Annotated in this window: 32 protein-coding genes and 1 pseudogene; 16 read left to right on the plus strand and 17 right to left on the minus strand. The window is 52.7% G+C overall.

From position 1 onward, the window contains the following. Window positions 1–156: 156 nt before the first annotated feature. Window positions 157–1,509 carry an LCP family protein gene (locus tag SYN7336_RS13940; RefSeq protein ID WP_017326566.1) on the plus strand — a complete coding sequence of 451 codons (1,353 nt, stop codon included), beginning with the start codon at window positions 157–159 and terminating at the stop codon, window positions 1,507–1,509. Between the two features lie 4 nt (window positions 1,510–1,513). Here SYN7336_RS13940 and purN read toward each other — a convergent pair whose 3' ends face one another. Further along, window positions 1,514–2,161: a phosphoribosylglycinamide formyltransferase gene (purN, locus tag SYN7336_RS13945; protein ID WP_017326567.1), complete on the minus strand. Its 648-nt coding sequence runs from the start codon at window positions 2,159–2,161 to the stop codon at window positions 1,514–1,516. Between the two features lie 86 nt (window positions 2,162–2,247). On the opposite strand from purN, the gene SYN7336_RS13950 reads away from it, so the two are divergent. Beyond that, window positions 2,248–2,760 carry a gamma carbonic anhydrase family protein gene (locus SYN7336_RS13950; protein ID WP_017326568.1) on the plus strand — a complete coding sequence of 171 codons (513 nt, stop codon included), beginning with the start codon at window positions 2,248–2,250 and terminating at the stop codon, window positions 2,758–2,760. Here SYN7336_RS13950 and SYN7336_RS13955 read toward each other — a convergent pair. The 4 genes from SYN7336_RS13955 to SYN7336_RS13970 form a co-directional block, all read right to left on the minus strand. Then, a complete protein-coding gene (locus SYN7336_RS13955) occupies window positions 2,757–3,509 on the minus strand; it encodes a response regulator transcription factor (RefSeq protein WP_017326569.1) in 753 nt (250 codons plus the stop codon). The two genes, SYN7336_RS13950 and SYN7336_RS13955, sit on opposite strands and share 4 nt — an antisense overlap. A 239-nt stretch (window positions 3,510–3,748) precedes the next feature. Continuing rightward, window positions 3,749–3,967 (minus strand): 4-oxalocrotonate tautomerase family protein, encoded by a 219-nt coding sequence (locus tag SYN7336_RS13960; RefSeq protein WP_017326570.1) that lies wholly within the window; start codon window positions 3,965–3,967, stop codon window positions 3,749–3,751. An 84-nt stretch (window positions 3,968–4,051) separates the two neighbouring features. Beyond that, complete coding sequence (locus SYN7336_RS13965; RefSeq protein WP_017326571.1) at window positions 4,052–4,990, minus strand: LysR family transcriptional regulator; 939 nt, start codon at window positions 4,988–4,990, stop codon at window positions 4,052–4,054. Between the two features lie 137 nt (window positions 4,991–5,127). Next, the gene (locus tag SYN7336_RS13970; RefSeq protein ID WP_017326572.1) at window positions 5,128–6,432 is read right to left on the minus strand and encodes a hypothetical protein; all 1,305 of its coding nucleotides are present in this window, start codon (window positions 6,430–6,432) and stop codon (window positions 5,128–5,130) included. Window positions 6,433–6,955: 523 nt separating this feature from the next. On the opposite strand from SYN7336_RS13970, the gene SYN7336_RS13975 reads away from it, so the two are divergent. The 4 genes and pseudogenes from SYN7336_RS13975 to SYN7336_RS25950 all read left to right on the plus strand — a co-directional run bounded on the left by SYN7336_RS13975 (window position 6,956) and on the right by SYN7336_RS25950 (window position 10,877). Further along, window positions 6,956–8,299 carry an SUMF1/EgtB/PvdO family nonheme iron enzyme gene (locus tag SYN7336_RS13975; RefSeq protein ID WP_017326573.1) on the plus strand — a complete coding sequence of 448 codons (1,344 nt, stop codon included), beginning with the start codon at window positions 6,956–6,958 and terminating at the stop codon, window positions 8,297–8,299. A gap of 147 nt (window positions 8,300–8,446) precedes the next feature. Beyond that, window positions 8,447–8,665: a transposase gene (locus SYN7336_RS33010; RefSeq protein ID WP_071590785.1), complete on the plus strand. Its 219-nt coding sequence runs from the start codon at window positions 8,447–8,449 to the stop codon at window positions 8,663–8,665. A 204-nt stretch (window positions 8,666–8,869) separates the two neighbouring features. Then, entirely contained in the window at window positions 8,870–9,085 is a 216-nt protein-coding gene (locus SYN7336_RS13985; RefSeq protein ID WP_017326575.1) for a hypothetical protein, read from the plus strand. Window positions 9,086–9,209: 124 nt separating this feature from the next. Beyond that, window positions 9,210–10,877: pseudogene (locus tag SYN7336_RS25950) on the plus strand (ISL3 family transposase). 43 nt (window positions 10,878–10,920) lie between these two features. On the opposite strand, the gene SYN7336_RS28965 reads toward SYN7336_RS25950, so the two are convergent. Together SYN7336_RS28965 and SYN7336_RS32315 are read right to left on the minus strand one after the other, a co-directional pair. Then, a complete protein-coding gene (locus SYN7336_RS28965; protein WP_017326576.1) occupies window positions 10,921–11,481 on the minus strand; it encodes a reverse transcriptase domain-containing protein in 561 nt (186 codons plus the stop codon). After that, complete coding sequence (locus SYN7336_RS32315) at window positions 11,385–11,612, minus strand: reverse transcriptase N-terminal domain-containing protein (protein WP_369791857.1); 228 nt, start codon at window positions 11,610–11,612, stop codon at window positions 11,385–11,387. The genes SYN7336_RS28965 and SYN7336_RS32315 overlap by 97 nt, the downstream gene beginning before the upstream one ends. A gap of 885 nt (window positions 11,613–12,497) precedes the next feature. Between SYN7336_RS32315 and SYN7336_RS28065 the strand changes: the two genes are divergently transcribed. The 4 genes from SYN7336_RS28065 (at window position 12,498) to SYN7336_RS14020 (ending at window position 15,252) form a co-directional block, all read left to right on the plus strand. Beyond that, entirely contained in the window at window positions 12,498–13,649 is a 1,152-nt protein-coding gene (locus SYN7336_RS28065; RefSeq protein ID WP_017326578.1) for an IS4 family transposase, read from the plus strand. 91 nt (window positions 13,650–13,740) lie between these two features. Beyond that, window positions 13,741–14,070, plus strand: coding sequence for a transposase (locus tag SYN7336_RS28070; protein ID WP_017326579.1), 330 nt, complete (start codon window positions 13,741–13,743; stop codon window positions 14,068–14,070). Window positions 14,071–14,142: 72 nt separating this feature from the next. Beyond that, window positions 14,143–14,718, plus strand: coding sequence for an AidA/PixA family protein (locus tag SYN7336_RS14015; RefSeq protein ID WP_017326580.1), 576 nt, complete (start codon window positions 14,143–14,145; stop codon window positions 14,716–14,718). A gap of 12 nt (window positions 14,719–14,730) precedes the next feature. After that, entirely contained in the window at window positions 14,731–15,252 is a 522-nt protein-coding gene (locus SYN7336_RS14020) for an inclusion body family protein (protein WP_017326581.1), read from the plus strand. 364 nt (window positions 15,253–15,616) lie between these two features. Here the strand turns inward: SYN7336_RS14020 and SYN7336_RS33015 are convergent, their stop codons facing one another. From SYN7336_RS33015 to SYN7336_RS14030, 3 genes are read right to left on the minus strand one after another with little or no spacing between them, the layout of a single operon-like run. Continuing rightward, entirely contained in the window at window positions 15,617–15,799 is a 183-nt protein-coding gene (locus SYN7336_RS33015; protein WP_369791858.1) for a DUF5615 family PIN-like protein, read from the minus strand. Beyond that, window positions 15,783–15,965, minus strand: coding sequence for a DUF5615 family PIN-like protein (locus tag SYN7336_RS32320; RefSeq protein ID WP_017326582.1), 183 nt, complete (start codon window positions 15,963–15,965; stop codon window positions 15,783–15,785). The genes SYN7336_RS33015 and SYN7336_RS32320 overlap by 17 nt, the downstream gene beginning before the upstream one ends. Next, on the minus strand, window positions 15,962–16,186 hold the full coding sequence (locus SYN7336_RS14030; RefSeq protein WP_017326583.1) for a DUF433 domain-containing protein: 225 nt from the start codon (window positions 16,184–16,186) through the stop codon (window positions 15,962–15,964). Before SYN7336_RS14030 ends, SYN7336_RS32320 begins: the two co-directional genes overlap by 4 nt. 344 nt (window positions 16,187–16,530) lie before the next feature. Between SYN7336_RS14030 and SYN7336_RS25975 the strand changes: the two genes are divergently transcribed. The 4 genes from SYN7336_RS25975 (at window position 16,531) to SYN7336_RS14055 (ending at window position 19,624) form a co-directional block, all read left to right on the plus strand. Next, the gene (locus SYN7336_RS25975) at window positions 16,531–17,208 is read left to right on the plus strand and encodes a DUF2887 domain-containing protein (RefSeq protein WP_017326584.1); all 678 of its coding nucleotides are present in this window, start codon (window positions 16,531–16,533) and stop codon (window positions 17,206–17,208) included. A gap of 159 nt (window positions 17,209–17,367) precedes the next feature. Continuing rightward, entirely contained in the window at window positions 17,368–17,532 is a 165-nt protein-coding gene (locus SYN7336_RS14040; protein WP_017326585.1) for a hypothetical protein, read from the plus strand. Between the two features lie 569 nt (window positions 17,533–18,101). Then, entirely contained in the window at window positions 18,102–18,617 is a 516-nt protein-coding gene (locus SYN7336_RS14045) for a bifunctional DNA primase/polymerase (protein WP_017326586.1), read from the plus strand. A 482-nt stretch (window positions 18,618–19,099) separates the two neighbouring features. Continuing rightward, window positions 19,100–19,624: a hypothetical protein gene (locus tag SYN7336_RS14055; protein ID WP_017326588.1), complete on the plus strand. Its 525-nt coding sequence runs from the start codon at window positions 19,100–19,102 to the stop codon at window positions 19,622–19,624. A gap of 159 nt (window positions 19,625–19,783) precedes the next feature. Here the strand turns inward: SYN7336_RS14055 and SYN7336_RS14060 are convergent, their stop codons facing one another. From SYN7336_RS14060 to SYN7336_RS14085, 6 genes are all read right to left on the minus strand, one after another. After that, window positions 19,784–20,230, minus strand: a complete 447-nt coding sequence (locus tag SYN7336_RS14060) for a hypothetical protein (RefSeq protein WP_026101001.1) — start codon at window positions 20,228–20,230, stop codon at window positions 19,784–19,786. 220 nt (window positions 20,231–20,450) lie between these two features. Next, window positions 20,451–20,966, minus strand: coding sequence for a peptide deformylase (def, locus tag SYN7336_RS14065; RefSeq protein WP_017326590.1), 516 nt, complete (start codon window positions 20,964–20,966; stop codon window positions 20,451–20,453). Between the two features lie 13 nt (window positions 20,967–20,979). After that, window positions 20,980–21,531 (minus strand): glycine cleavage system protein R, encoded by a 552-nt coding sequence (locus SYN7336_RS14070; protein ID WP_017326591.1) that lies wholly within the window; start codon window positions 21,529–21,531, stop codon window positions 20,980–20,982. Continuing rightward, complete coding sequence (locus SYN7336_RS14075; RefSeq protein WP_369791882.1) at window positions 21,531–21,758, minus strand: DNA-directed RNA polymerase subunit omega; 228 nt, start codon at window positions 21,756–21,758, stop codon at window positions 21,531–21,533. Before SYN7336_RS14075 ends, SYN7336_RS14070 begins: the two co-directional genes overlap by 1 nt. 69 nt (window positions 21,759–21,827) lie before the next feature. Then, window positions 21,828–22,028, minus strand: a complete 201-nt coding sequence (gene thiS / locus SYN7336_RS14080; protein ID WP_017326593.1) for a sulfur carrier protein ThiS — start codon at window positions 22,026–22,028, stop codon at window positions 21,828–21,830. 2 nt (window positions 22,029–22,030) lie between these two features. Continuing rightward, a complete protein-coding gene (locus SYN7336_RS14085) occupies window positions 22,031–23,137 on the minus strand; it encodes a thiamine phosphate synthase (protein WP_156820381.1) in 1,107 nt (368 codons plus the stop codon). A 409-nt stretch (window positions 23,138–23,546) separates the two neighbouring features. Here SYN7336_RS14085 and SYN7336_RS25980 point away from each other — a divergent pair, with 409 nt between their 5' ends. Then, on the plus strand, window positions 23,547–25,079 hold the full coding sequence (locus SYN7336_RS25980) for a DUF1565 domain-containing protein (protein ID WP_051039820.1): 1,533 nt from the start codon (window positions 23,547–23,549) through the stop codon (window positions 25,077–25,079). Window positions 25,080–25,115: 36 nt separating this feature from the next. Then, window positions 25,116–26,069, plus strand: coding sequence for an asparaginase (locus SYN7336_RS14095; RefSeq protein ID WP_017326595.1), 954 nt, complete (start codon window positions 25,116–25,118; stop codon window positions 26,067–26,069). Between the two features lie 12 nt (window positions 26,070–26,081). On the opposite strand, the gene SYN7336_RS14100 is transcribed toward SYN7336_RS14095, so the two are convergent. Next, complete coding sequence (locus SYN7336_RS14100) at window positions 26,082–26,573, minus strand: DUF3611 family protein (RefSeq protein WP_017326596.1); 492 nt, start codon at window positions 26,571–26,573, stop codon at window positions 26,082–26,084. Window positions 26,574–26,583 lie beyond the last annotated feature (10 nt).

Here is a 26,583-nt window from a genome sequence, read left to right on the forward strand (position 1 = left end):
CAGGGTATGCTAATCGCGACTGTTATCTTTGCCGGTACTCTAAGCCACCCAGTTAACGTCCCGACATCCGTTAAGATTGTCTGACTGTTAGAGATCGTCTGACTGTTTAGTGAGTCCCATCGGACTGCGAAACCCCTCAGTTCCAGGAGCTGATGCATGGATCGCCCCTCGAAATATGCTTCCAGGCATCACCCTAGTTCCAAATCGGTGGCGCGGTGGTTGCCGTTGAGCTGTCTGGCGGTGGTGGCTGTAGGAGCCGCGATCGCGGGGGCCTTTATTGCCGTCATGCTGCCCAAGCCCATTCTGCCCGCCAGGGAAATGAGTGAAAGTGAACTGGCGGTGTTTCGCGACGATCGGTTGCGGGAAGCGCAATTGGATGAATCCCTCAATATCTTGGTGCTAGGGACCGACAACCCCAACCCCGTCAATCGCAACCAGGCGTTTGAAGCCTCATTGCAAGGCCGCAGCGACACGGTTTTGCTCGTCCGCTTCGACCCAGACCTCGGCACCATCAACGTCATTTCTATTCCCCGCGATACCCGCGTGCGCATTCCCAATCGCGGCGTTAACAAAATCAATTCTGCCAATGCGATCGGCGGCCCCGCTCTCACCGCCCAGATCGTCAGTTCGCTGTTGGGGGATGTGCCGATCGATCGCTACGTCCGCCTCAACACCGACGGCATTGCCGAGTTGATCGACGTTTTGGGGGGCGTGGAAATCGATGTACCCACCCGCATGCGATATGTCGATCGCACCCAAGATTTAGAGATCGATCTCGAACCGGGCTTGCAGCGATTGAATGGCGAACAGGCCCATCAGTTCCTGCGCTTCCGGCAAGACCAGTTGGGGGATATCGGTCGAGTCCAACGGCAACAGTTGATGATGCGGGCTTTAAGTCAGCAGGCTTTCAACCCGCGTACCCTGACCCGCCTGCCCCAAATTATGGGGACTATTCGAGACAATGTCGATACCAACATGACTTGGGAAGAGGTGTTATCTTTATTCCAGTTTGCCTTGCTGTCGAAAAGCGATCGTCTCAATATGGTCTTGCTGCCCGGACGGTTTAGCCGCCCGGATGAATATCTCACCAGTTTTTGGATTGTGGACCCGGTCGATACCTACCGAGTGGCGGTCAATTATTTCGGTGCCGAGCCCCGCTTTGGCAGCCCGACCCGATCTCCCGCGCAGCAGCGGGTGGCGGTGACCAATGCGTCGGGGTTGCCCAGGATGGGCCGCAATATGGCCAATGCCTTGCAGCAGAAAGGGTTTGTCAATGTGTATGTGACGGCGGACGCCCCCCAAATGCTCGAGCGCACGGAAATTATCGCCCAACAGGGGGATTCGCAGTCGGCGGCTGAGGTGCAGGCATTATTGGGATTTGGGGAGGTTCACGTCGAATCCACCGGCGAAATCACCTCCGATATTACGGTGAAGGTAGGCCGCGACTGGGCTACCTTCTGGTATCCAGAGGTGTTGGAGCAAGTGCAAGCCGTATCGTTAGATCCGTAAGGCTCTAAGCAGGTGGTTCCGAGGGGGTGTTGCGCAATTGTCGGGCGGCGATCGCGATCGCCTCTGGATAAATCCGATGTTCCTCCACCTGAATCCGCGCTTGCAAAGACTCTTCGGTGTCGTCTGGCAAGACTGGGACGACGGCCTGCTGGACGATGGGGCCGCTATCGACGGCTAAGGTCACCCAATGGACAGTGCAGCCCGAGAATTTGACACCGCAATCCAACGCCTGTTTGACGGGGTGCAGGCCGGGGAAGTCGGGCAATAAACTGGGGTGGATATTTAACATGCGATGGGGGTAAGCGTCGATTGCCACCTGGGTGACGCGACGCATCCAGCCCGCCATCACCACTAATTCGACCGCTTTCTCTTGCAAGACTTTGACGATCGCCCGATCGCAATCCTGCCGCTGCGCAAACTCGCGATGATTGACCAACACCGCCGGAATGCCGAAGTCGCGAGCCCGAGCGGCTACCCCTGCATTGGGATTGTTGTAGATGACAACTGCAATTGTGGCGTTCAGGGTACCGTCGGCGATCGCTCGGGCGATGGCGACAAAATTACTCCCTTTGCCGGAAGCCATTACCCCCAGCCGCATCGGCGAGGCTGGGTTCTGGGTCGCAGGGGAAGGGGCCGAAGCGGAGGCGGTCATAGGGCGATCGAGAGGCAGGCTGTCCCACTGTATCAAGATCGCCTGTGATTAACTAAGAGGGCAACGTCAGTCCCATTCTGTTCCCCATGGCATCTTTTCAAGGCAACATCGATCCCGATACCTGGATTGCTCCCAATGCCACTGTCTGTGGAGCTGTAGAGATTGGCCCTCAGACCAATATTTGGTTTGGAGCCGTGGTGCGGGGAGATCTCGAACGCATTCAGATCGGACGCTGCTGCAACGTTCAAGATGGAGCGGTGCTCCATTGCGATGGAGGAGAGCCGACGGTGCTGGAAGACTACGTCACCATTGGGCATAAAGCGATCGTCCACTCTGCCTATTTAGAACGCGGCTGCTTGATTGGAATGGGGGCAATTGTCATGAATGGGGTGCGCATTGGGGCGGGCAGCATTGTGGGGGCAGGGGCTATTGTGACGAAATCGGTGCAGCCCAACACACTGGCAATCGGCACGCCCGCCAAACCCCGTCGCAGCCTCAGCCCAGAAGAGGCCAGCAAGCTGCTCCATCACGCCGAAGAGTATTGGAGTTTGGCGATCGCCCATCGGCAGGGTCAATTTCCGCTGCTGCCAAGGGGCTAGCGGCCCACTACTGCCGCGAATTTACCGTTGGAAGATCTGCTGGCTAGGGTTCCATGGGGGGAGGTAGCCGCATCGGGATAGAGACGATAGCCAACATTGCGGACAGTCTGAATGAGGTGGGGCTGTTGGGGGTTCGTCTCGAGTTTTTTGCGCAGCGACAGGATGTGAGTGTCCACCGTGCGGGGATTGTCGATCGCATCGGGCCAAGCCCGCCGCAGCAGCTCGGAGCGTGACAGGGCCTCGCCTGCGGCTTGGGCGAGCACAAACAGAAGACTAAATTCCTGTGGGGTGAGTTCGACAGCGCGCTCTGAAACGGTGACTTGCCGCTGCACCAAATCGATCCGCAAGGAGGGGTAATTGAGACAGGATGGGGGGGTGCAGCGTTTGATACGGCGGGCGATCGCCTCAACCCGGGCGGTAAACACCTGCATACTCATTGGCTTAGTCAAATAATCATCTGCCCCTGCCTCCAAACCGGCAACGATATCTGCCTCAGAATCTTTGGCTGACAGCAGTACGATGGCCGCATCCATCTGCTGATAGGCCCATCGACAAAATTCCAGACCGCTATTGTCGGGCAGGTCGCCATCCAAGACTAGAATGTGCGTTATATTTCTTTTGAGCGGAGCTTGGGCCTGCTGAATGCTGCCGCAAGAGCGCACAATATGACCTGCTTTTTCCAGTTGCCAACTTAACAGAGTTCTGAGGTGCGGATTGCCTTCTACAATCTGAATTTGTAACGGGGACACGCCGGAACTCCTTACCAGATGGGCGACTGCAAACGTTTGTCTGCGTGGATTTTCTGCTAACGTAGCAACTTGGCCCCCTTCAATTTGTAACTGGGACTACTTACGAGAGAAAGACATTTGGAAGGTTGTGCTGCTCGAGGATCGATTGAGACTTCTCAATTGTGTGGAATGGCTAATTAAGAACTCCGACCAGTCGACTCGGCCACCTAAGCTGGTCTGCTGTCATGAATGGTTGGGGTTTATTCGCTTGCAGGCAACTGACTTTGCTGCTTTTTCCATTCGTCCGTCAGCAGACCAGAGAACCCCCAGTCTTCATCGTTTATCTCTTGGATGACGATATGGATGTGCTCTGGCTTCTTCCCGAGTACGCGCACGAGTGAATCAGTGACGTCTTCGACCAACTCAGCCTTCTGTTCTCTGGTGGCTCCCTTGGTAATCTGAATATTGACGTAAGGCATTATCGATTCCCAGATCAGTCTCAGATGTTCGCTCGAGCCGATAATTACATAGTTCCGTGTTGTTGCAAAGCAACCTAGCTCGAGCTACGCAGATTTACTGAGGTCGTCGGTCTGGGACAACTGGTGCGATCGCGCCCATTCCCGCAGCGTATCCAGAAACGCAAACACTGCTGGAGTTTGCAGTGCATCGGCCAGCACCGCCGCTCCGACGATCCGTTCTAGCTTCACCGGCAGGCTACAGATTTGAATGCTGGGGGGGATCGGGTCGGCAGCCAGTCTCGGCAGAATGGCAGCTCCCAAACCGCGATCGACCATTTGCACTGTCGTGGTATCTTCCCGAAAGCGATATACGGGTTGACAGGGTTGCTGGTGGGCCTCGAAGTGGGCGCGGACGATGAAACTGCAGCTATCGGTTTCGGGGGGAAGGATGAGGGGGTATTGGGCCAGTTGTTCCCAGGTGAGTTTGGGGGAAATGAGGCGGGGCTGGGGGGGCAGCAGGACAACATATTCGTCTCGCAAAATTTCCCAAGTGTCGAACTCTTTGGCGGCGGGTAAGTAGGTAAAGCCCACTTCGGCGCTGCCGTCGTGGAGGGCTTGTTCGACGTGGGGGAAGTCGTTGTGTTCGGCGATCGCCACCGAAATGTCGGGAAACTGTTGCTGAAACAAGGCCATAACCTCAGGCAGGACGTGGGTAGCGACACTGCGAAAGGTGGCGATGCGCACCTGTCCACCTTGTAGGCCCTTGTGCAAGTCGGCATCTCGAACGAGGTTGTCCACCTGTTGTAAGATGTCGCGGGCGCGGTCGGTAATTTGTTCGCCTGCGGGGGTGAGCTGAGCGCCACGGCGTCCGCGCGAAAGCAGTTGTACCCCCAGTTCGCTTTCGAGGGTGGCGATCGCGTGGCTAATGGCAGACTGCGATACCTCTAGCTGCAGGGCGGCTTCGCTGAAGTTGTGACAGTCGGCGACCGCCACCAGCGCCCGCAGTTGCGATAGCTTAACGCGGTTGAGATTGAGACCTCCCATGACGGTAGTGCCTCTTGCATGGCGATGGGTTCAGTTGTGGGAGGATCTTAGCGGCAATACCGGGAAAGAAGTATGAATTTTTTTCATGGCAACGATGCAAGAAAGCGATCGGTTAGTACCGAAGCCAGCGAAATGACTCACGCAACTCCTGGTCTAAGTAGTTTGAGGTCAGGGTCATCGATGGCGTCAGGTAAAGCATTGAGCTCGGTGTCTGAAGAAGATGCTTCGTCGAGATAGGCGAGAAACTTCGCTTTCATATCCGTAAAGAACTGTTGTTCTTGCTCGGTCGGATTGTTGATGTAGGAATTAATTAAACGACCGGCCAGCATTGCTGAACCCATAACTGTCATGGGACCCGATAAAACTGTGAACGCCAACCCCATTCCCGGTACCGCCACAGAGAGAACAGTAATCACAAAAAAGATAACTACTCCACTGAGACCGGCAAAACCAGTATCTTTGGCAATCTCCACCAAGCATTTTTTTCGCTCTTCTGCTGTGCCATTGAGGAGCTCATCTCTATGTATTAGAACTTCGTCAACAAACTTGATGATAATAGTAATAACTGCAGCTTTTAATGCTCCTTTAAAAGCTCGATCCCAAAACCTTCTATCTGTAAGAAAGTCTAAGCGATTGTCAAGATGAGCTATCAGCTTCTCCTGTCCAGTCATCTCGCTAGCACCACGAGATTTATTAGGACTACTGTCCTCCCAGATCGCATTCTTCAGATCGTCAGCTAAATCAGGATGCTCCTTCTGACTTTTGATATGTGACCAGTCTTTCTGTTTGAACCAGTCTGCGATCGCTTCTGCGTTGAGGCGGCGTAGTGCTTCGGGAGAGGCATCAAATGCTTGCTCGGGATTAATACCGTGGCTTCTCATCCGAGAATAGAACGTGTTTTGCCACGCTTGAGGCATATCCTTGAGAGAGATAACAGTTTGATTGGCATATGAGAGCATAGCCGCTGTATATGGTAGAGCTTTTCCTAACACCTCGCCCGCTTGCTTAATAACAGAATTTTCTTTGACCTGAGTCAATGGATTATCGAGCTTGATTGCAGTTTTTTGCGTCAAGTTTCTGACACTTTGAACGATATTACTTTTCTGAGTTTTATCGATTAATCTACTTCCCTGAATAGTTGTTTTTTCTGCCAAATTGCTTGTATTATTTAAGACAGATTGCGGACTAAAACCTCCGGTAATTCGATTCACTTTAGAGGCTACAGCTCCAAATAAATTTATAGATTTTCCATTATTTATATTCTCGGCTGGATCTAAATCAATCATCTCATCAGTCGAGTTCTTATCGTCAAAGGTGGCAAGATTTTGGTTGTCATTATCTACCTGTAGAGACTCCCCTAAATTCTCATCTTGTCTCAGACTATAATTGAGCTCGTCACCTTCCAAAACTAGTTGAATTTCTTTTTGATTCTCTTCAGTCATGAGACTTTCACCAATTTACATTCAACTCGTTGCCTCCAGTATTCCCACATGCAGAAATAAAGTTACTATTCGCACTCAGGGATTACACCAGTTCCTGATAGGCAGGGCTTCGATCTGTCTTGCTAGCAAACTAATGACTGAAACCTGGAGCAGAAGTTTGTCTAATATAAAGGTCATACGATCTCCATAGCCATATAGATACAAGCGATAGCAACATTGCATCTGGAATGAAGAAGTTTGCCAAGCAGAGCGATCGCACTGGGATTGAATCTGAATGTATGCCTACTTACAGTAAATAGAGATTGTCACACTGACGGCTTAGCAAACGATCTAGGCATGACTAGTATATAGCGATACAGGACTGACGCCGATCGTCCATGTTCTTGGCTTTTGCACAATCTTCGGCGAAAATGATTTGGAGCATATATTGCATCCTTATAAATCTTATAAATAGATTAAAATCTCAAATAAGTTTCTGCCACAGAAGTACTCTCCTAAGGTAGCTTTGCGCTCAAAAGTTAACATGATTGAAATACTAAATCTACCTCAACTGATTGAGCCATCTAAAGAAGAGATCTATACCTATTTCCGAACAATCTGGCAACTTTATGAGTGGCTATTTAGCGGAATTCAACAAAGTGAAGAGGCCTTTTCCGTTCAGCCCCACCCCTTGCGCAACACCATAGCATTTTATTACGGGCATACAGCTGCTTTCTATGCTCAAAAACTACGAATGTCAGGTCTACTCTCTGCAGAAATTCATGCGGACTACGATGAGAAATTATCGCGTGGCGTGTCGGCTTCTAGTGCGCAGGAAATTGCTGCTTTGCAACAATGGCCTCAGCTTGACGAACTGAAACGATATCGCCGTCAAGTATATGACGCCGTAGAATCTGTCATTGAAACAGCTCGTTACGATGCTCCAATTACGCCACAAACCCCTCTTTGGGCATTGCTAATGAGCATTGAGCACGAAGCCATTCACTTTCAAACCTCCGTCCCACTGATTCGAAAACTGCCGTTAAAGTGGGTCTCTCGCCCCGATGGCTGGCATTATGCTATTACCCAAACCCCAATCGAGGTGAACCCTCAATGGTTAGAGATTGCTGGCGGTCAGGTCACCTTCGGACGGGAACAGTCTGATTCTACTTATTTCGGTTGGGATAATGAATATCCTCAAGTCAGCCGTCAAGTGGAGGATTTTCGGGTATTGAGTCTTCCCATCACAAATCGGCAATTTCTTAACTTTGTTGAGGATGGCGGATACGAGCGATCGCAGTGGTGGACAACTGGCGAAGTTGCAGCATGGTTTGCAGAAATGTCTCCCACTCATCCCACTGCCTGGGTCAAAAATGCTGAAGGAGGCTACCGCCATCGAGGGGTGTTTGATGAGTTCGATATGCCCTGGGATTGGCCCGTAGAAGTCAACCGGCACGAGGCAGTCGCCTATGCCAATTGGGCTAACTCGCGATTGCTAACAGAAGCAGAGTTTAACTATCTTTTAACGAAAGAATACAGCAATGCAGAAGGTGCCCTACAACTTAAAAATGTCAATCTCAACATGCGCCATGCTTCTCCCTTACCCGTGGCCTCCACAAGCCAGCAACTCACTCGATCTGACTTAGATCTAGTTGGCAATATCGCACGTTGGGGCCAAGAAGATTTTCAACCTTTGTCGGCAAAGGAGTTTCAACCCCATCCACTCTATGAAGATTTTTCTCAACCTTGGTTTCGTCCCGATCACGGTATGTTGTTGGGGGCAGGCTACACAGCTGTGGGCCATATGGCTCAAGTGGGGTTGATGCGAGATTTTATGCAAAACCATATGGATCAAATTGCTGGCATTACCCTGGCAGGCGATCGCTAACATTGTTCCCCCCACTGTTCAACCAACTCTCAGCGGATTGCCTGCTCAGGAATGGAAATTTTCTAGGCTCTATAGGGATTACGGGGAGGTGAGCCAGAAGGGGCATTCTGCTAGCCTACGAGCAACAGTTGCTAGTTCCTCTCTCAGATGCTGAACCTTGTCAATCTCCTCGATGATGCGAAGTGTTATGAAACCGTGCGTCAGTTGCGGTGGCCAGAGGGCGTGCATTGTCCCAAGTGTGGCTGCGAGCAGGTCAATAAGCGAGGCAAGGATGATACCCAACCCAACCGTCAACGGTACTGCTGTCAGGGTTGTGGCAAGCAGTTTGATGATTTGACGGACACGATTTTTGCCGGTCGTCGCTAGCCACTGCGAGCCTGGATGAGCTGTCTGTATTTGATGGGGCTTAATGTCTCGAATCAGCAGATCGCTCAAGTATCTGGCGACAATGATCTTGGGCTCTTGCCAACTTTTGATACTGGTGGCGAAATATTGCTTAACAAGTGAATCGGCTTTGAGTAAGAATTCCTTAGGATGGTCAGAAGTCAATTCCATCGGGGGATTCGTCTGATGTCACTGAAACCACAAGCTCAATATGTTGTACCAGAAGAAACCTCTAAAGTCGCCCATGCGATTTTTCCCAAGGGCAATCTTTGTATCACCATGGCTGATACGCTGAGCGAGTTTCTGTGCGATCGGGACTTCAACCAGCTCTTTCCAATCCAAGGTCAACCTGCTGTATCTCCCTGGCGGCTCGCATTAGCTACCATTATCTGGCGACAATGATCTTGGGCTCTTCCCAGCTTTTGGTGAAGCCGAAAAATAACCCGTCAATAGTGATGCCCCAAAAGCCAGACACTGTAGGGGATAGCTCCCTTCAAGCGATCTACCCATGGAATGACTCAAGTGTTTGCTACCCAGTGCCAGTCTGCTCCGCTTAGACAAGCATGAACTGGATAGCGAGGCCCATCATTTGACCATCAGCGTGTGCTCCACCCAAACCACAGCCCAATGTCCCTTGTGTGGAGGACTAACTCAACGCATCCATAGCCGCTATCAGCGAACACTCGCCGACCTTCCCTGTGTGCATTTCAGTTTGACATTACTGGTTCAAGTGGCGAAGTTCTTTTGCTTGAACCCAGACTGCCGCCGTCGCATCTTTACGCTCAGGTAACAGCCCCCTGGGCCAGAGAGACCGCTCGCTTGGTTGAGCGGTTGCAGACCATTGGCTTGGCCTTGGGCGGTGAAGCGGGTGCTCGCCTGGAGGTTCAACTGGGCTATTTCAGTTGTGGCAGCACCCTGCTCAACCATCTGCGGCAGCTTCCATTGCCTCACTTTGAGGTGCCTAAAGTGCTGGGTGTCGATGACTTTGCCTTTCGAAAAGGCCATTGTTACGGAACAATTTTGCTGGATCTAGAGCGGAACCAGCCGATCGCCCTGCTCCCCGCTCGCAAGGCAGAGACGTTGGCGGACTGGTTGCGAGAGCATCCGGGGATAGAAATCCTCTCGCGAGACCGCTCTAAAACTTATCGACGGGGGATGAATGATGGAGCCCCACAAGCACTCCAGGTGGCGGATCGCTTTCATTTGGTCCAGAACTTGAGTGAGACGTTGGAGAAAACCTTGAGCGGTTATGCCGCTGAGCTCAAAGCGATCGAGCATGCCCAGCGCCAGTCGCTCGCAGCCGCTGCTCCCGATACCGTGGTGGCTCTGCCCAAACCAACGGCAACAGTGCAAGCTCAGCAGCAGCAACAGGTGGCGTATCAACGACGCATTCAACAACAGCAAAGGATTAAAACGCTCCACGCACAAGGGTGGCCGCAAGTCGCCATTGCCCAGGATGTCGGGGTGAGTACCCGCACGGTCCAACGCTTTGTGAGCCTGCCGGACTTCCCAGACACACCTCCTAGACGCAAGAGCTTTGGCAAGGGAATGCTTGAACCCTATAAACCGCAGCTACTCGAGTGGTGGAATTCCGGAATTCGACAACCTCACGTGCTGATGCTCTTACTGCAACAACAAGGGTTCACTGGCAGTGAGCGGACGCTGCAGCGCTATCTGAGTGGTTTGCGTGAGGCGCAAGGTTTACCCCCACTTCGGATCAAACCCGTCAACCCCTTGCCAACAGTGATTGACCCTCACTCCCCTCCTTTAACACCCCGTCGGGCAGCCTACTTGATGGTGCTCAAACCAGAGAATCGAGAACCAGAAGAGACGCAGCTCTTGCAGCGCCTCCAGCAGCATCCGAACCTGGCAGCGGTTGTCAAGCTAGCGGATGAGTTTTTGCACCTGCTCCGGCAGCGTCAGGCAGAAGCATTGGATGACTGGTTGAAGAAGGCCATCACCAGCGTCTTTAAACCCTTCCAGTCGTTTGCAGCAGGCCTGTTTGAAGACTACGCTGCCGTCAAAGCCAGTCTGACAACAGAGGTCAGCAATGGACCGGTTGAAGGACTCAATAACCGACTGAAGATGTTGAAGCGCCAAAAGCGGACAAGACCCCGAAGTCGGATGAATATGCAAAAGGTATGGACGGGCTGGATTAGAGTTGCTCGCCAAGCGATTCATCATGGCTGTATAGTCGAAAAAGGCTGAAGAGCAATAACCTCAATGGTTTCATAGGATCACCAAAAGCTCGGAAGAGCCCAGGATGGTTGACATTTAATAGCTTTTGGTGAAGGTTGGCAGACCCTCACACTGGTGTATCCCGACAGCAGTGTTTGTAGGCCGTTGAGCGCCACGTTTAACAATAACGGCGAGATCGTCCCCCCTTGGGGGGCTCCTTCCGTTGTTGGATGAAGGATCTCCGCTTCCACATATCCTGCTTTAAGCCATTGTCGGATCAGCTCTCGGCCTGGGACAGGACCGATGGCCTCAAGGATGAATGAATGGCTCAGGCGATCGAACGCACCTCGGAGATCTGCATCGAGGGTCCAGGTGTCACAGCCACTTCTGAGCCGTAAATGGCTTTGTTCGATGGTGTCATGACACCCTCTGCCCGGTCGAAAGCCATAGCTATGACTTTCAAATCTGGCTTCCCAACTAGGTTCCAGGGCGTTCTTCACCATTGTCTGAGCGACACGGTCTGCTAGACAGGGAATCCCCAACGGTCTGAGTTTTTGGTTGGCTTTAGGGATATAGACGCGTTTAGTGGGTTGCACTTGCCACAGACTATATTCCTGCATAATTTGACTCGTTGTGCTGGAGTTTGGGCTGTCTTACCATCGAGGCCAGCAGTCTTCCTTCCCCGATTTTCTTGTGCGATCCGTCGCACGGACAATAGCAGGTTGGAGTAGCTACGTAGCATCAGTTTCATTAGGCTTCTCACCCGATTCCACTGCTGCTGTTCAGTTGCCCGATAAATCCGCTATCTCAAGTTCCTAACACGCTTCTTGACCTGTTCCCAATTAATGGAAGCCCAGTCTTGAAGAGGTTTCCCTGCTCCGATTTCCAATTGGAATCTATCTTTCACAGTGGATTTGGTTCCGTTACTTTGGTTTATCGGTGAAGACCTGCCGGAAGTCTGCCATCTTTCGATGTAGGGCAAAGTTTGAACCCCTATCTCCCGCATTACCAGGAGCATTCGCTTTCTCCGGCATCCTTTACCCTCTGGATCGTTCCGCTTCCCTTACGGTCGGCCTACTCCCAGATTGACTGAGAGAATCCATAGGGCTTACGCAGTTCCAAGCGTTTGAGATGCGTTTGGGGTGGGTTCCGTCTAACTCCGATGGGGATGTAATCTGTCGCTTAACGGAATAGCAAGCCATTAAGCTACCCATTCACCTTTTGGTCTGAGTGTGTCAGCCTGATTTCACTCATTCCTTTATGACGAAGCGTCATCAACGGTTCACTCACGTTAACCCGGTCAAACTTCCCCTTGCCCGCTCCCGGTTTGGGCTACCAGGTTAGGTACTTTCGTGGTCTGCTTCCATTGGCTTCATTACTGACTGCCAATGTGACCGGAGTCAGAGACTCTTTTACGTGGGGACAGTGGGACAGATGCCACTGGGAGATTTTCTCCACTCAATTGGTCAATACTCCGGACAGTTTTGAGACGGAGATGGAAGAAAAGCCACCCACCGTGTAGAGTGCGATTGTAGAAAAAATACACACCGATGGATAGCTTCAAAGAGATTCTAACCGGTCTGCTGGACTCAGCAGGCCATTTCACAAACCCCAACGCCAGTTTCTGCTGACCTTGATGAGCACAATTTTCGTGGTCTGTGGCAAGGTCAATTACACCAACCTCAGCCGCTACAGCGAACTATCCGAGCGAACCTATCGTCGCCACTTTGAGCAAGGACTGGGATTGGAGAGGCTCAACCAAACGCTGATAGAACAGGTGAGCTCCTCCCAAAGCAACCAGATCGCCGTGGTGGATTGTAACTTCGTCGAAAAAAGTGGTCGTCATACCCCCGGACTGGATTGGTTTTATAACGGCAAAACCCAACGAGCCGAGCGAGGTTTGGAGTGGTCGGTAGTGGCGATCGTGGATCTGGAACAGAACACGGGATATACCCTGTCCGCTCAACAGACCGAAGCGGGATTGGCTAGCCAGGCTGACACAGCGGCTCCAGCACATCAGTCTCGGGGCAACCGTGTGGACTTCTACCTGGGACATCTGGCCTATTGTCAAAGCTATTTCCCCCCCCAGCTGCGCTATGTGGTTGGCGATGGCTACTACACCAAGGACAAGTGGGTGGAGGGGGTGGTGCAGTTGAAGCTGCATGCGATTGGCAAACTGCGGCGCTGCGATGCCAACCTCAACTTCCTTTATGACGGGCCTCAGAAGCCACGAGGACGTCACCGCCGCTATGACGGCAAAGTGGATTTGACTAACCCCAGTCGCTTTGAATTCGTTGGGAGTGTAGAGTTTGACGTCAAACTCTACACTGCTGTGGTCTGGTCGGTGTGTCTCAAACGGTCCATCCGCCTGGCTTATTTGCTCAAAGAGCAGGATGGCAAACGCAGCTATGTCGTGCTGTTTTCGACTGACTTGGAGATTGACCCTCTGCTGCTCTATCGCTGCTACAAGGCCCGCTTTCAGATCGAATTTATTTTCCGCGATGCCCGCCAGTTTACCGGATTGGCCGATTGTCAGGCCCGCTCCCCCGAAGCTTTAGATTCCCATATTAATACCAGTCTCATGGCACTGAATTTAGCCAAAGCCGCCTTGCAACAACAGCAGCCAACGACTGAACCGCTCAGTTTTTCCATTGCTTCTTACAAACGGCTTGCCCTTAACGAGCATCTGTTGGACTTATTTATTTCCATGTTTGAGTTGGAGCCAAGTTCAATTAAATCCCACCCCAGCTACCAGAACCTGCTTGGCTACGGGGCTATAGCAGCCTAATTCTGTCCGGAGCATTGTTGGTGAGATTTTATTCCCTCCTTCGCTCGACTTCTGCGGCGCGCTACTATATAAAGGCGAATGTGTCATTCGAGTGCAGTCCACCCGCGAAGAACTGTTGCACGATATGAATGTGGTTACCCGCAAAACCCGCTATTACATCTACTCCTTTCCAGAGAGCGCCGAGCAGTTGGCTCAACGGATTCGCAGCTATTGGGAGGTGGAAAACAAGGTTCATTATGTTCGAGATGTTACTCAAGGAGAGGACAAATCTCGCATTCGCACCACTCCTCTGGTCCAGATTTGCGCCTTGGCCCGCAACTTTGCCATCAACCTCTACCGAGAGTTTGGCTTTACCAATATGGCCCAAGCTCAGCGACGATGTGGACAGACTTTCAACACACTCAGGGCTATCTTTGAATGAAATAACCCTGAAGGGGGCATACTTAGCATTAAGTGAGAAAGAGGCTTCAATCTCAATGTAGAGAAACTGTTCATGAGTCTCAAGCATATAGGCAATTCTAACAATCGAACAATCTATATCCGCATCATTGTTGACACGGATATGGTCCTTCAGGACTTTCCCGATCTTGGTAGGGACATCCGGGAACCCACGACTATTCGCTGGGACCAGGAGTACGCGTTCGTCACTACGACAGCAGGGAGTACGAATCAGGACACTGGGAATGTTGCTTTCGAAGCCTGCGCAGGTGACATCATCCGCTTCTGCGCCACTTCAGGGTCGAACAACTTCGAGCAGCCTGTTTTGATCCGCGACCTCAATTATGTTCGGGGTGACAAACTCCTACAAAGCTTCAAGCTTGTGAGACTGGAACAGAGGGGGATATCTCCCATCGGCGAGAGCGATCCCAATGCCAAGCTCGTCAGGCAGAAGTTCTGGTTCTACCAGTGCGAGGTTGCTTGCGAAGGTACCGGGATCTACAGCCTGGTGCTAGCACTCCACAGCTATGACGAGGAGGGACAACTTCGCTTAGCTGGTCTCTACAAATGGAAGCTTCAAATCACTGTACATTTCAGTTCATCATCACCAGAAGAAAAAACACAACAGTAAGGAGAAAAAATCGTGAGTAAGACCATCAATATTCTCATAACAATCGACACAGACGCTGTCAAGAAACACTATCAGAACCCCAGCCAGGACTCGACTGAGCCCACTGGCATCGCCCACAATTACGGTTTCATGGTCGCCACGGGGACGGTTATTAACTCTGGACAGGGAACCGGGGACCTCAATATAACAGCCCTCGTCGGCGACAACCTCCGCGCTTTTGCCACATCAGGCTCCAATAATTTTGAGGACGGTGTCCTGCTCTATGGGATGCCAAAATTCAGTGGCGATCAGGTGTTAAGCGAGTTCCAATACCAGAATTTCACCAAGTCGACCGTTATTCCAAACTCTACAACGACCCCGTTGCCGGCTAAGACTGCTGATTACGTCTTCTGGTTCTACGAGGCTGACGTTATCAAAGCTGGACAAGAAGGCTATAGGGTGCAATTCGGCCTCTACACCCGCAGTCAGACCACCGGGGAGCCCGAGCTCTACGGCTATTTCGAATGGGATCCGACTATCATCGTCGCCGGCTGATTATCTCAGTGATGGAGTGCAAAAGGTTAAGGGAGAATAACTGGATGCGGATTTTGCCCCTTGGGTGAATTTGTCTGGAAGCTCTTTGACAAATGGAACAACTCTATTGACCATCAAACTCTTACGTGACTAAAATAGTCTGTAAAGCTTACAGGCTGTGAATTACAGCTTGTGAATAGCGGAAAAGAGTGTTGAAAAAAAAGGTCTTTTATTCCAGACGTATGCATCTAGCCGATTGGCAATAATTTGGACGCATAGCGTCCAAATTATTGCCAGAAACAGTTTAGTCCAAGCGACTCAATTCACCTGCTATACCCTTTGATATCCCCAAAAATCTTCAATTATATTGACTATCTGCTAGAGGCTAAAACAAAGTCAGAAGTCCGGTATTGGGATTATTATACAGTTCTTCAATATCTTCCTGGTGGCTTCGTAGGATTGTCTCGATATCGGATGTTTTGCAATTGCCTCGCCGAATCCAAACAATCTTTGGTGGGAATCCTCGAAGTAAGCAAATATCGCTGAAGTCACTATCTGCTGAAGTCACTATCTTTAGTAACTATCGTAAAACCCCCTTTCTTGGCGTAGTCCCAAACTTCATCATCTGGTTTTCGATCTAGACCAAGCTTAAAAACATGGTTGGAGTTGGGATAGAGATCTTGCAAGCGACTGACGAGAGTAGGAGAGAGATTGTGATCGAACAGTAATTTCACGCTTTGACAACCAGCAGAGCCTTTTCACGATCGGCAGCGTAGCTCAAGCAAGCGCGAATATCTTCTTCGGTTAAATAGGGAAAATCATCAAGGATCTCTTGATGGGTCATACCTGAAGCTAGATAGTCTAGAACGTCATAAACCGCGATCCGCATCCCTCGAATGCAAGGCTTACCGCTGCGCTTGCCGGGTTCGATGGTGATGATGCCTGAGTAACTCATGGCCAGCCTTCACGACGAGTTTTGCAACAATCTTAGCCGACGCTCAAAATCAGCTGCCTGAGTCTTATCCACTAAATTAACTTGAGTCATTCTCTGATATTTGAGGTTATTCTCAATTATCTGGACTTTTCCTGCGGCGCTCTCCAGCCGGAGGGGATGGTGGGATCGGATTTTGGGGGGGGTGAGGGGGTGTATGCGCAGGCGATCGCCCCTTCAGTGATAAGTACGGCTAATAATTCGGAGAGGTTTTCACTAGGGAGTAGCGGGGGGTGAAGTTGGGGGGCTTGTATACCAGTTGGTGAGATTAGCTGTAAGCTATTTGGACTCTGGAGTGCAAGTGCGCTGTGAAGACAGATTCGCCCCTCTACAACCTCTTTTCCATTTATCCGTCAAGCTTCTTTCAGCTTGCTGGTTTGCCCGATAGTGCTGTGGACAGGTACAAGTTTGACTCCATTGAGGTAAGTGAACCGGCTTTTCGGATCGATGGTGTGTTTGTGCCGAAGGGGGAAGCGGCAGGGGAGCCAATCAGGTTTTGCGAATATCAGTTTCAACTAAGCGACGGTATTTACCGTCGCCTGTTCGGGGAAATCTTCCTGTATCTCAGACATGCCCCTGACGATCCTGACTGGCATGCAACGGTCATTTTCCCGCACCGCCACCTTCAGACAACTGACACTGATGCTTATCAAATGCTTCTGATGAGCAATCAAGTTAGGCGGATTTATCTGGATGAGCTCGACCCCGATCGGCTGCGGTTGGGGGCGGCGATCGTTCAGTTGACTGTCGAGCCAGAACGTAGTGCCCCCGAACGATTTCAGAAGGTGATGGCCCAGGCTGAGCAAGAGATCGCGGATATCAGTTTGCGACAGGACATAATGAAGGTGCTCGAAAAGCTGGCCATCTATAAATTCCCACAGCTAAGTAGCAAGGAGCTGGAGCAGATGCTGGGTTTAGGAGACATCAAACAAACCTGCGTCTATCAGGAAGCTCAGGAGGAGTGGACGCGGGCAATCGCGACTTGAGCTTAGGTGCGAGCTCTATGCAGCAGCACCCAAATGATATAAAATATTACCTAGTAATACTAGAGCATATTTTCTGTGTTTTAAGTGTGTTCTAAATAGTATTTAGTGGCTCTGGTTGCGTCAGGCCGCCATCATGGGTATGCGTATCAGTGTTGACGTATGACCCAAGAGAAGATGGCGCGTACCTCGGTCACCATTCCCGAGTCGGTTTTAGAGGCATTCAAAGAGTATTGCGTTCGCCAGCGACGCTCAGTCTCGGCGCAAATTACTATCCTGATCGAGCAGACTCTAAAGGCCGAAGCCGAAGAACGGTCAAATGGTTAGCTTGTGGCAACGGAATGGATGCCCCTCACGAGCGCTCTGGCGAGGGCTCAGATGGTTTCTATCTCTAGGGTTTTGTAAAGAATCGCGATCGACTGCAAGGAAGAGGGCGGGGATCGCTGCGAGTAATGTTATGGAATGCAAACCTTGCGAGCTAAATCCTAGTTCTGTCTGCTCGGGCTCGATAAGTGGGGATATATTTGGAGCTGTAGAAATATATCCAGATATAGCGTCTGAGGAGAGCGGAAATGACCTAGAAAAATCTCCCTACACGACCAAACCCCTCCTGGGGAACAGAAGGGGCGACGTCGGATAGGAGCCTATCAATTTATCTGGTGGCGGAACCTAACTGATGCTTTGGCGGGCTGATTGTTAGGACTCCACAGGTGGATATTGCCATTTTAGATGTCACTTTCGACTGTTGCAACATCCCCTGTAAGAAATTTTCTGCACCGCTACACCAACAGCGCTCTATCCGACTCGCCCTTATGAGCTAGAGAGCGGTTCGCTCCGAGCATCGATCTAACCAGCCAGCCGCTTCTCTATCCCTGAACTAACAAGGGATCGAGACAATGACGATAGGAATCAATCAACAGACAGGCGAGCGCCCTGTCTTCACCAGCCCATTACCCTCGAACGAATTCTCCAGCCTGTGGTATCGATGGGACTTCATCGAAGCCCCACTCCCCACCATTGGCGATCGCCCCCAGTGGAAGCGAATCAAAAATTTCCCCCTAGATCCGCGCCCCTTAATTCGCCGTTGGAGCGACCCCAAACGCCTAATCGGCGTCAGCTTCGGCAGCGAAACTCAATACTGCATGGTGGACATCGACCGCCACAGCCAATACCACCCCGACCTGCAACCATCCGGCTACCAAAAGGTCCTAGGCCGACTAGAAGAGATCGGCCTAATCGAGCCAGTCGTCCTCACCTCCAGTGACTCCGGCGGCCTCCACCTGTACTACCCCCTCCCCTCCCCCGTCTCCAGCTACAAACTAGGCCACCTACTCAAACACACCTTCGAGAAAGGTGGCCTAACTGTCAAGGGATCTGGCAACGATTCTGGTGTTAGCTGCCATATCTCTTGAAATCCTTTCCTAGCATGGATTTCAGACTACGATAATCTTGAATTTCTACCAGATAGTAGACAAATCTGGCTTTCAAGGCCCATAATCGCAAGCTTTCTACTGGCAATCGAAGATAATCTTTCACCTTTGGCGGCTGCCAATCGCCACATAGCGGATCGCGGCTTCGCGAATACCTGCGAGTGTCCGAAGCATTCACTCACCTCCTCGCTCTCCCCAAAGATTGTTCGAACAGTTCATCGTCTAATCTTCAAGGAGAGCAAAATCACTAAAGCAAATGCCTATCCCGACGCGATCGGGAAGGCTCATGACATTATTCTCATTGCAATTCTTGAAAACAAATCTAAAGTAAAACTGTACGCTTAATATTCAGTTAATCTCCCATTGTTATGGGATATACCAAATCACTCTTGTATTCGGCGATCGCTACTGATATAACTCAGGCAAACACAATTTAACTTCTAAACTCGCAAGAGGATTTAGCCATGAAGAATCGCTCTCGGCTGGCAGTTGCCAGCAGGAATTCCAGTGCTCGAATCTCGCAGGAAAAGCTGGTTGTTCCGCTGGCTTTCTGGTTGTTAGGAGAAATCAAATCGGTCGGTCGTGCCTATCAAAGCGGTCTCGGGAAACACCTCAATCCTTTGATAGAGCGCTGGTTTCCAAAACCGTCCCAAATGTTTGGCGGTCCCGGTCGATTTGGCGGATGGTTCCTCATCACCATTGCCCTTTACTGGGGTCTACACCTAGGCGAACCTGCCTTTGCCCTATTCCTCTCTAGCACTCAAGACTACGTGAATGGCCTAGAGTTTTTCGATGGCTCCGAGCCATTAGTGAATATTTTCTTCGGCATATTACGGGCCATTATCGTCATTGTTCTGGGATACTTTGTTGTCCGAATCGGTCTAGCGGTCAATCGCGATGAAGATTGGCAGATGTTTGTCAGATATTCAGTCTTTATTATGGGGGCGATCGCAATTGCCGACTTTCTGGCAGAGTTTATCGTCGTTTAAATCCGATGGTTTTGGAGCACCCCGTTTGAGTTTTCTGCGGGTTATCTAGCGATTCATTGCGAGAGAAACATAATGTGGCTGAGTTCCTGGGAACTTTGCGTTTTCTTTTCGCTAGCTGGAGCCCTCTGGCATGAGAGCGATCGCTCTCTCAACTATCCCTCACACCCTCTCCAACTCCGCCTCTAACCCACTCACCAACCGCAACCCCATCATCACCCCACTGGAATAACAATAGCGATCGCCATCTACCTGGAAAAAACTCTCGTATCCCACTCGCTTCTGGTCATCCCCCAAGACCCAATAGCGATGCATCAACGTCGCAGGTGCAATCCAGCCCTCCCCCTCGACGCGACCCAAATCGCCATGCTGCAACACAAACGTATACTGCGGCGCATTCTGCGCCAACCGCCCCCGATACTCCAACAACAACGGAGCGCGATCGCCCCCCTCCCCCTCAAACACCAGCTTCATCACCGCCTGAAACCAATCGTCAGCTCCACGCTTCACCAACGCCTGCCCCTTAAACGGCATTGGCTCCACATTCTTCGCCAACCGATGACCTCGCAACATCCACCTGCCGGGTTCGAGCAAAAACGTATGCTTCAAAACTCAAATCTCCTCACCATTGCTGGGTTTAGCGGGCGTCGTCCTTTGTCAGTCTTCCTCTTCCATCACTCGGGTCGCACCCAACATCGGCAACCCGCGACCTCCAGAAGAACCGCAAAGCAACACTAATATCAATCTGGTCGAAACCTCAGCTTTTCACAACCTGAATATTTCGGAACTTTCCCCGAGCCGCCCAACCTCTCTCCAACAGCCCTCGCCACTAGCCCGAAGATCCCGCAGGCTCCACCACTGCCTCCCGCAAGCGCAAATCGCGACTAATACTGCGAATCCGATCGACCATCAACACCCCATCCAAATGATCCAGCTCGTGCTGCACCACCACCGCTGCAAACCCCTCCAACTCCCACTCAAACCGATTGCCATAGCGATCGCATCCCTCCACCGCCAGCCGCTTTGCCCGCTTCACATTCGCCAAATACTGCGGAAAACTCAAACAGCCCTCCCGCGCCAGCTTCCAGCGAGAACTGCGAGTAATGACGGGATTGACCAAAACCTTGATATCCGACTCCGGCTGGTGGGGGTGTAAATCCATCACAAACATCCGCACCAACAATCCCATTTGAGTCGCCGCTAGCCCCACCGCTCCCCGATGGGAATACAGCGTCTCGATCGCATCTTCCACCTGCTGCTGAAACTCGGTACCAAAATCCGTCACCGGCTCTGCAGACAGCCGCAAAATCGGATCGGGATATTCGTAAATGGGCAAAACAGCCACGCCATACCCCCGCTTATAGCGTCATCACATCCACCGGCTCAGTCTGAATCTCTAACCCCAACTGAGCCTGTAACTCGCTCAACTCCCGCTCTAGCCGATCTGCAGCATACCCCCCAGGCAACACCCCCTCGATCAACAATAAATACACTGCTCGCGACGACCCCTGCAGGCGGCGGGAGGAAACATCCACAATGTTAACGCCGCGATCGGCTAGAAACTGCGTGACGCCGTAGACGATACCGGGGCGATCGGCCCCCGATACCCGAATTAAATAGCGAGGCTCTGTGGCACTCTCCTCCTCCTCCTCGTCTTCAATCTCCGAGACGAGCAAATGCAAGCCCGCCGCATCAAACTCCCCTTGACGAGCCGCGATCGCCGCTCGAATTGCCTCCACACTCAACGGCACATCCCCGTCGCTGAGCAACATCAGCATGGCAAACTGCCCCCCCAAGCGAGTCATGGAGGTATCTTCCAGATTGGCTCCCAGATCGAGCAGGAGCTTGCTGACCGTCGCCACCATACCGGGGCGATCGCGGCCAAATCCACTAATCAGAAAGCGGCTCACTAGTCCCCAATAATCTCGGGTTCGGTCAACTCGTCCGACATTTCCAACACTGCCCGTTTCACCGGTTTGAGCATGCTGTCATCCACCTCGTCAGCATCATCGTAACGGCGGCGCTTGGCCCGATTGGCCACTTGGACGGTAATGCGGTAGCGGTTTTGAGAGGCTTTGATTAATTCTTCTGCACGGCGGGCTAAGTCAGAATCTTCGATTGAAATGTAATTCATTATTGCTGGGATGGCAGTAGGTGGTCATTATAGCAAGGCTAGTGCAGGAGAGGGGTTTAGGGAATGACTCCGTCAGCCTCCGCCTACCATCGTGACAATTTCGAGCCGATCGCCCTCTGCCAAAACCGTCTCGTCCCAATGCTGGCGATGTAGAATCTCGCCGTTGTATTCCACCGCCACCATACGGGGCTCTAGCTTGAGGTAGATCAGGACTTGACGCATTGTCAGGTTGTTGGGGATCTGTTGAGTCTCGCCGTTCACAGCTAAATTCATCGCTATTCTCCCGTGGGATGGGACTGTCTCGCTGGGTCGTGCGATTGAGAAGAGGCGTGCGATTGAGAAGAGGCGTGAGAGAGAGGGGCCGATGCCAAGATTTGCAGCATCTGGCGGGCCGATTGGATGGGATCTGGGGCTGCCATCAGCGATCGCACCACCGACACTTGTCGGGCACCTGCAGCCACCACTTCCGGTAGGGTTTGCTCGTTAATGCCGCCAATGGCAAACCAAGGCACGGTGGCTTTCTCTGCCGCGAGCCGAACGTATTCTAAGCCAGCGGGAGCTTTGCCTGCTTTGGTGGGGGTGGCGTAGACGGGACCGACGCCAATATAGTCTGCCGATGTCGCCAATGCCGCCTGCATTTCCTGCCCATTGGTGGTGGATTGGCCGATGAGGCGGTGGGGGCCTAACATTTGGCGGGCGGTTTCGACCGGCATGTCAGTCTGGCCCAAATGCACGCCATCGGCCCCAATATCGAGGGCCAGATCGACGCGATCGTTGACGATCGCGATCGCCCCAAACCGATGGCAGAGATCTGCGAGCGCGCTAGCTTCGGACCTGAGGGTGCGGTAATCTGCCGTTTTGTGACGATACTGCACCAGTCGCACCCCTCCTTCTAGCGCCCCCTCCACAGCTTCCAGCCAATTGGGGAGGGGGGAGGTAATTAAGTAAAGTGGGGCTTGGCGCAGGCGATCGCGCAGTTGCCCCCCCATCAGGGCGTTTTCGAGGGCATAGCTGCGATAGCGCAGTTGCTTGCAATCGGCAGCCATCTGGGGGTTATCGAGCTTGGCATATTCCTCTAGTACCCGCAGGGCCTCTTGGACGCGACTGCAATTGGCCTGTAGTAAGTGGTTGACTCCAGTGCGTCGAGCCTCGGCTGCGGGGTGCAGTTGCGTGCCCGGATCGTTGGGGGTGTCGCGGGCCAGTCGCAGGCGATCGCCGTGCCAGCAGGCTAGCTGCTGCCGCATCTCTTTGCAGTCTTCAGCACGGGCGCGATCTTCACTGGCAAAGCGGAACCAATCCTCCAAGACGCGCAATCCTTCGCGGGCGCGATCGAGGTTGGCATCTAAAATACGGGCGATCGCCTCGGGTTTCTGAGGGGGCAAGCCAGACAAAATCGAGTCGGGCACGATGGGTATTCCTTCCAATGAGGCGTTCCCATCCTAGCGCTTGAGGGTTGGCGCTAGCAGCGAGTTCCGCCAAGAGCAGACAAACCCTGTCCCGAGCATTGGCGGCGGTACGACCGCCAGGAGGACAAATTCCACAGGTAGTGTCTGAAAATTTTGCTGTGTGGCTGGAAAGAGCGCGCAGAATTACTAAAATGAGAGAGTTTTATTGGGAAAATGCGAGCGCGATCGACGATCTCGGGGAATACTACATGTAGTGTTTTAAAAGTCTGTCTAGGTGTACTGGGATCGACTTCCTTCAATCGGGGGGAAATCGTTACAATCAACCTAGAGAACGAGCGATGACAGCGGTTGATGCGCGATCCGATCGGGTTTTAGGAGAATAGAAATGCAGCGGGATTGGAATGGGTCAAATGGATCTGGCGGAGGGATTCGATGCGGTTGGCGAGCGGCGATCGCGCTCGGCATAGGATTACTAGCTAGCTTCCCGATCGTCGCGGTGCTGCCAGTTTTGGCTCAAAGTGGCGATCGGGGGGCGATCTCGCGGGCCACATCTGCTCGGACTGTGTTTGTGGATGTGACGCGAGGCAGTGACAGCCAGGGTAATGGCTCGCAAACTGCGCCGCTGCGGACGATTACGGCTGCCCTGCGCTTCGCTCTACCCGGCACCACCGTTCAACTGGCTCCCGGCACCTACAGCGCCGCAACCGGAGAAGTGTTTCCGATCTCGATTCCGACGGGCGTGACGCTGCGAGGGAACGAAAGCAACTACGGCGAAGCCCACATTATTCAGGGGGGCGGCGTGTTTATCAGTCCCACGCTGGCTCGCCAAAGTATCGCTCTTTTGCCGCAGGATGGTGCGGAAATTCGCGGCGTGACGGTCTTCAATCAGGGTCGCCGGGGTTATGCCATTTGGTTGGAGTCCACCTCCCCCCGAATTGAGCGCAACAGTTTGACCGGCAGTATTCACGATGGCGTATTTATGGTGGGCAGTTCTGCCCCCACGATTGAAGACAATCGCTTCTATCGCAACGGTGCCAACGGCATTACGATTTTGGGCACCTCCACCCCCACGATCGTCAATAATCTCATCCAAGAAACTGGCTACGGCATTACCGCTGGCGGGAGATCGGCTCCCCACATCACCCACAACCGCATCTCCCGCAACCGCAGTGGTTTGGTGCTGACCGGCAATACTACTCCAGTGTTAAGAAGTAATGTTATTAGCGAAAACTTAGAGGCTGGCTTGGTGGCGATCGCCAGTGCTCAACCCAATTTGGGTACCCCGACCGATCCGGGCAATAACCGGTTCGAGGGCAATGGCGAACTGCACATCCACAATGCCACCCGCACCCAACTGGTGTTTGCAGCCCACGGCAACCAGATTGCAGAATTGGACAAAATTGAGGGTCAAGTGTCCACAGGTCATAGCCGTAATGCTGCAGATAGTGGCGTTGCTGTGCCCAATTTGGTGGCGGCTGAGCCGCTTGAGGCCGCTCCTGCCGCCACGACTGCGACAGAGGCTGCTCCGACAGCGACTGCCACACCCTCCGACAGCACCGACGAGTTCCGTGCTGTGCCCTTTGCCCCCGAGCGCACTTCGCAGACTGCCCGTCCAGACACTCCTCCCCTAGCTACTGACATTCCTGCCCCCGTGCCCGCCACCCAAGATGTGATTGCCGTTGCCAGCAGCCCCAGCAACCGCTACCGCATCATCGTCACCCCCCGTAACAATGACACCCTGAGTCAGTTGCAGTCATTGGTTTCTACTGCCACCGCCGCGCAATTGGCCGGTCGCAATATCTTCGTTGCCGGTCAATATACCACCCGAGCTGAAACTCAACAGGTGCTCGATCGCCTGACTGCAGCCGGTTACTTTGCCACTGCCCAGATTGTCAGCGATAGTGATGCCGAGTCCTGAATGGTTTACCCTGTATAAATCCCTATCAACTCCTCTATGGATCTCGAGCGTCGCACTTCGTCACCCTCCATTACCGTCCACCTATTGCGGGAAGGCATCCCTGAATCGGCCCATACTGCTTGGGCTGCCGTGGCGGATGCTCGCGGGCGACTGTTGTCGGTGGCCGGGAACGGCGATTCGATCTCGTTTATCCGCTCCTCGTTTAAACCCTTTCAAGCGCTGGCGGCCCTGTCTTCGGGGGCGCAGGAACGGTTTGAGCTGACAGATAAAGACCTGGCCATTATGTGCGGTTCCCATCGAGGCAGCATGTCCCACGTGCGCCAGGTGTTTTCGATGCTGTGGCGGGCGGATCTGGAGGCGGAAAGCCTGATGTGCCCGGTGCCCAAAGGGCAAAAGAGTGCCCTGTTTCACAATTGCTCTGGCAAGCACGCCGGTTTTTTGATGTGCTGCCGCATCCAGGGCTGGAGCTTGCTAGACTATCTCGATCGCAATCATCCGGTGCAGAAATTGGTGCGATCGCATCTCAGCGATCTACTCAAAATGCCCGCCGAAGAATTATTAATGGCGCGGGATGACTGCGGTGCCCCCACCTACCAGTTGCAACTGGGACAAATGGCCACCCTCTACGCCCAACTGTCTGCAGGCGATCGCTTCGATCTCGAAACCCTCACCCGCGCGATGATCCATCAACCCGAGATGGTGGCGGGGCCGGGGGCATTCGATACCGAGTTGATGAAGGTTGCGGGTGGGGAATTAGTCAGTAAGTCGGGCGCGGAGGGGGTGCAGTGCGTGGGCCGCGTCGGCGAGGGCATGGGGCTGGCGATTAAGGTGGCGGATGGCAGCAGTCGGGCTAAATACGCGATCGCCCTACACCTATTGCGCCAGTTGGGCTGGCTCTCTCCTGCCACTGCAGAAGATTTGGTCGAGCAATTTTGTCAGGTGGGACCGTACACGCGGCTGCAGGTGGATGGGAACATCCGGTTGAGCTGAAGGCTCGATTCGCTAGCGGCTCGATTTGCGATCGCGATCGAGCACGCCATAGATCCACAGCACTGCTGTCAGGCTACTCAAGTGAGCCAGGGTGATGTTGGTGTTGATGGTCGCTAATAGTAGCCCCCACTCTTCTTGGCGAGCCACTAAGACTTGGCGAAAGATCAAACTGGATAGCAGATCGCCAATTTGGGCGGCAGAACTAATCAGGGCCACAAAGGCTCCAATCAAACTGACGTAGAGCACGATTTTCAGACGACTGGTTTCTGCCCCTCTCCAGTAGCGGAAGGTTAACAGGCAGTTGCCCGCTAAGGTCAGGAGGGTGGCCAATGTAGCCCACAACGCGATCGTCGAGCCAAAAGATTGAATCCCGTTGGCAATTTGGGCGGCGAGCACCACCAACCAAAAGATTCCTGACAGGACGCCAATCGCTGCTTGTACCCAGAAGCTGATCTTTCCCGCTCGGCGCAGGCGCATTCGCATTTGGTCGGGGGGCGTGGGCATGGGCAGTTCA

Source organism: Synechococcus sp. PCC 7336 (genome assembly GCF_000332275.1).
GTDB lineage: Bacteria > Cyanobacteriota > Cyanobacteriia > Thermostichales > PCC-7336 > PCC-7336.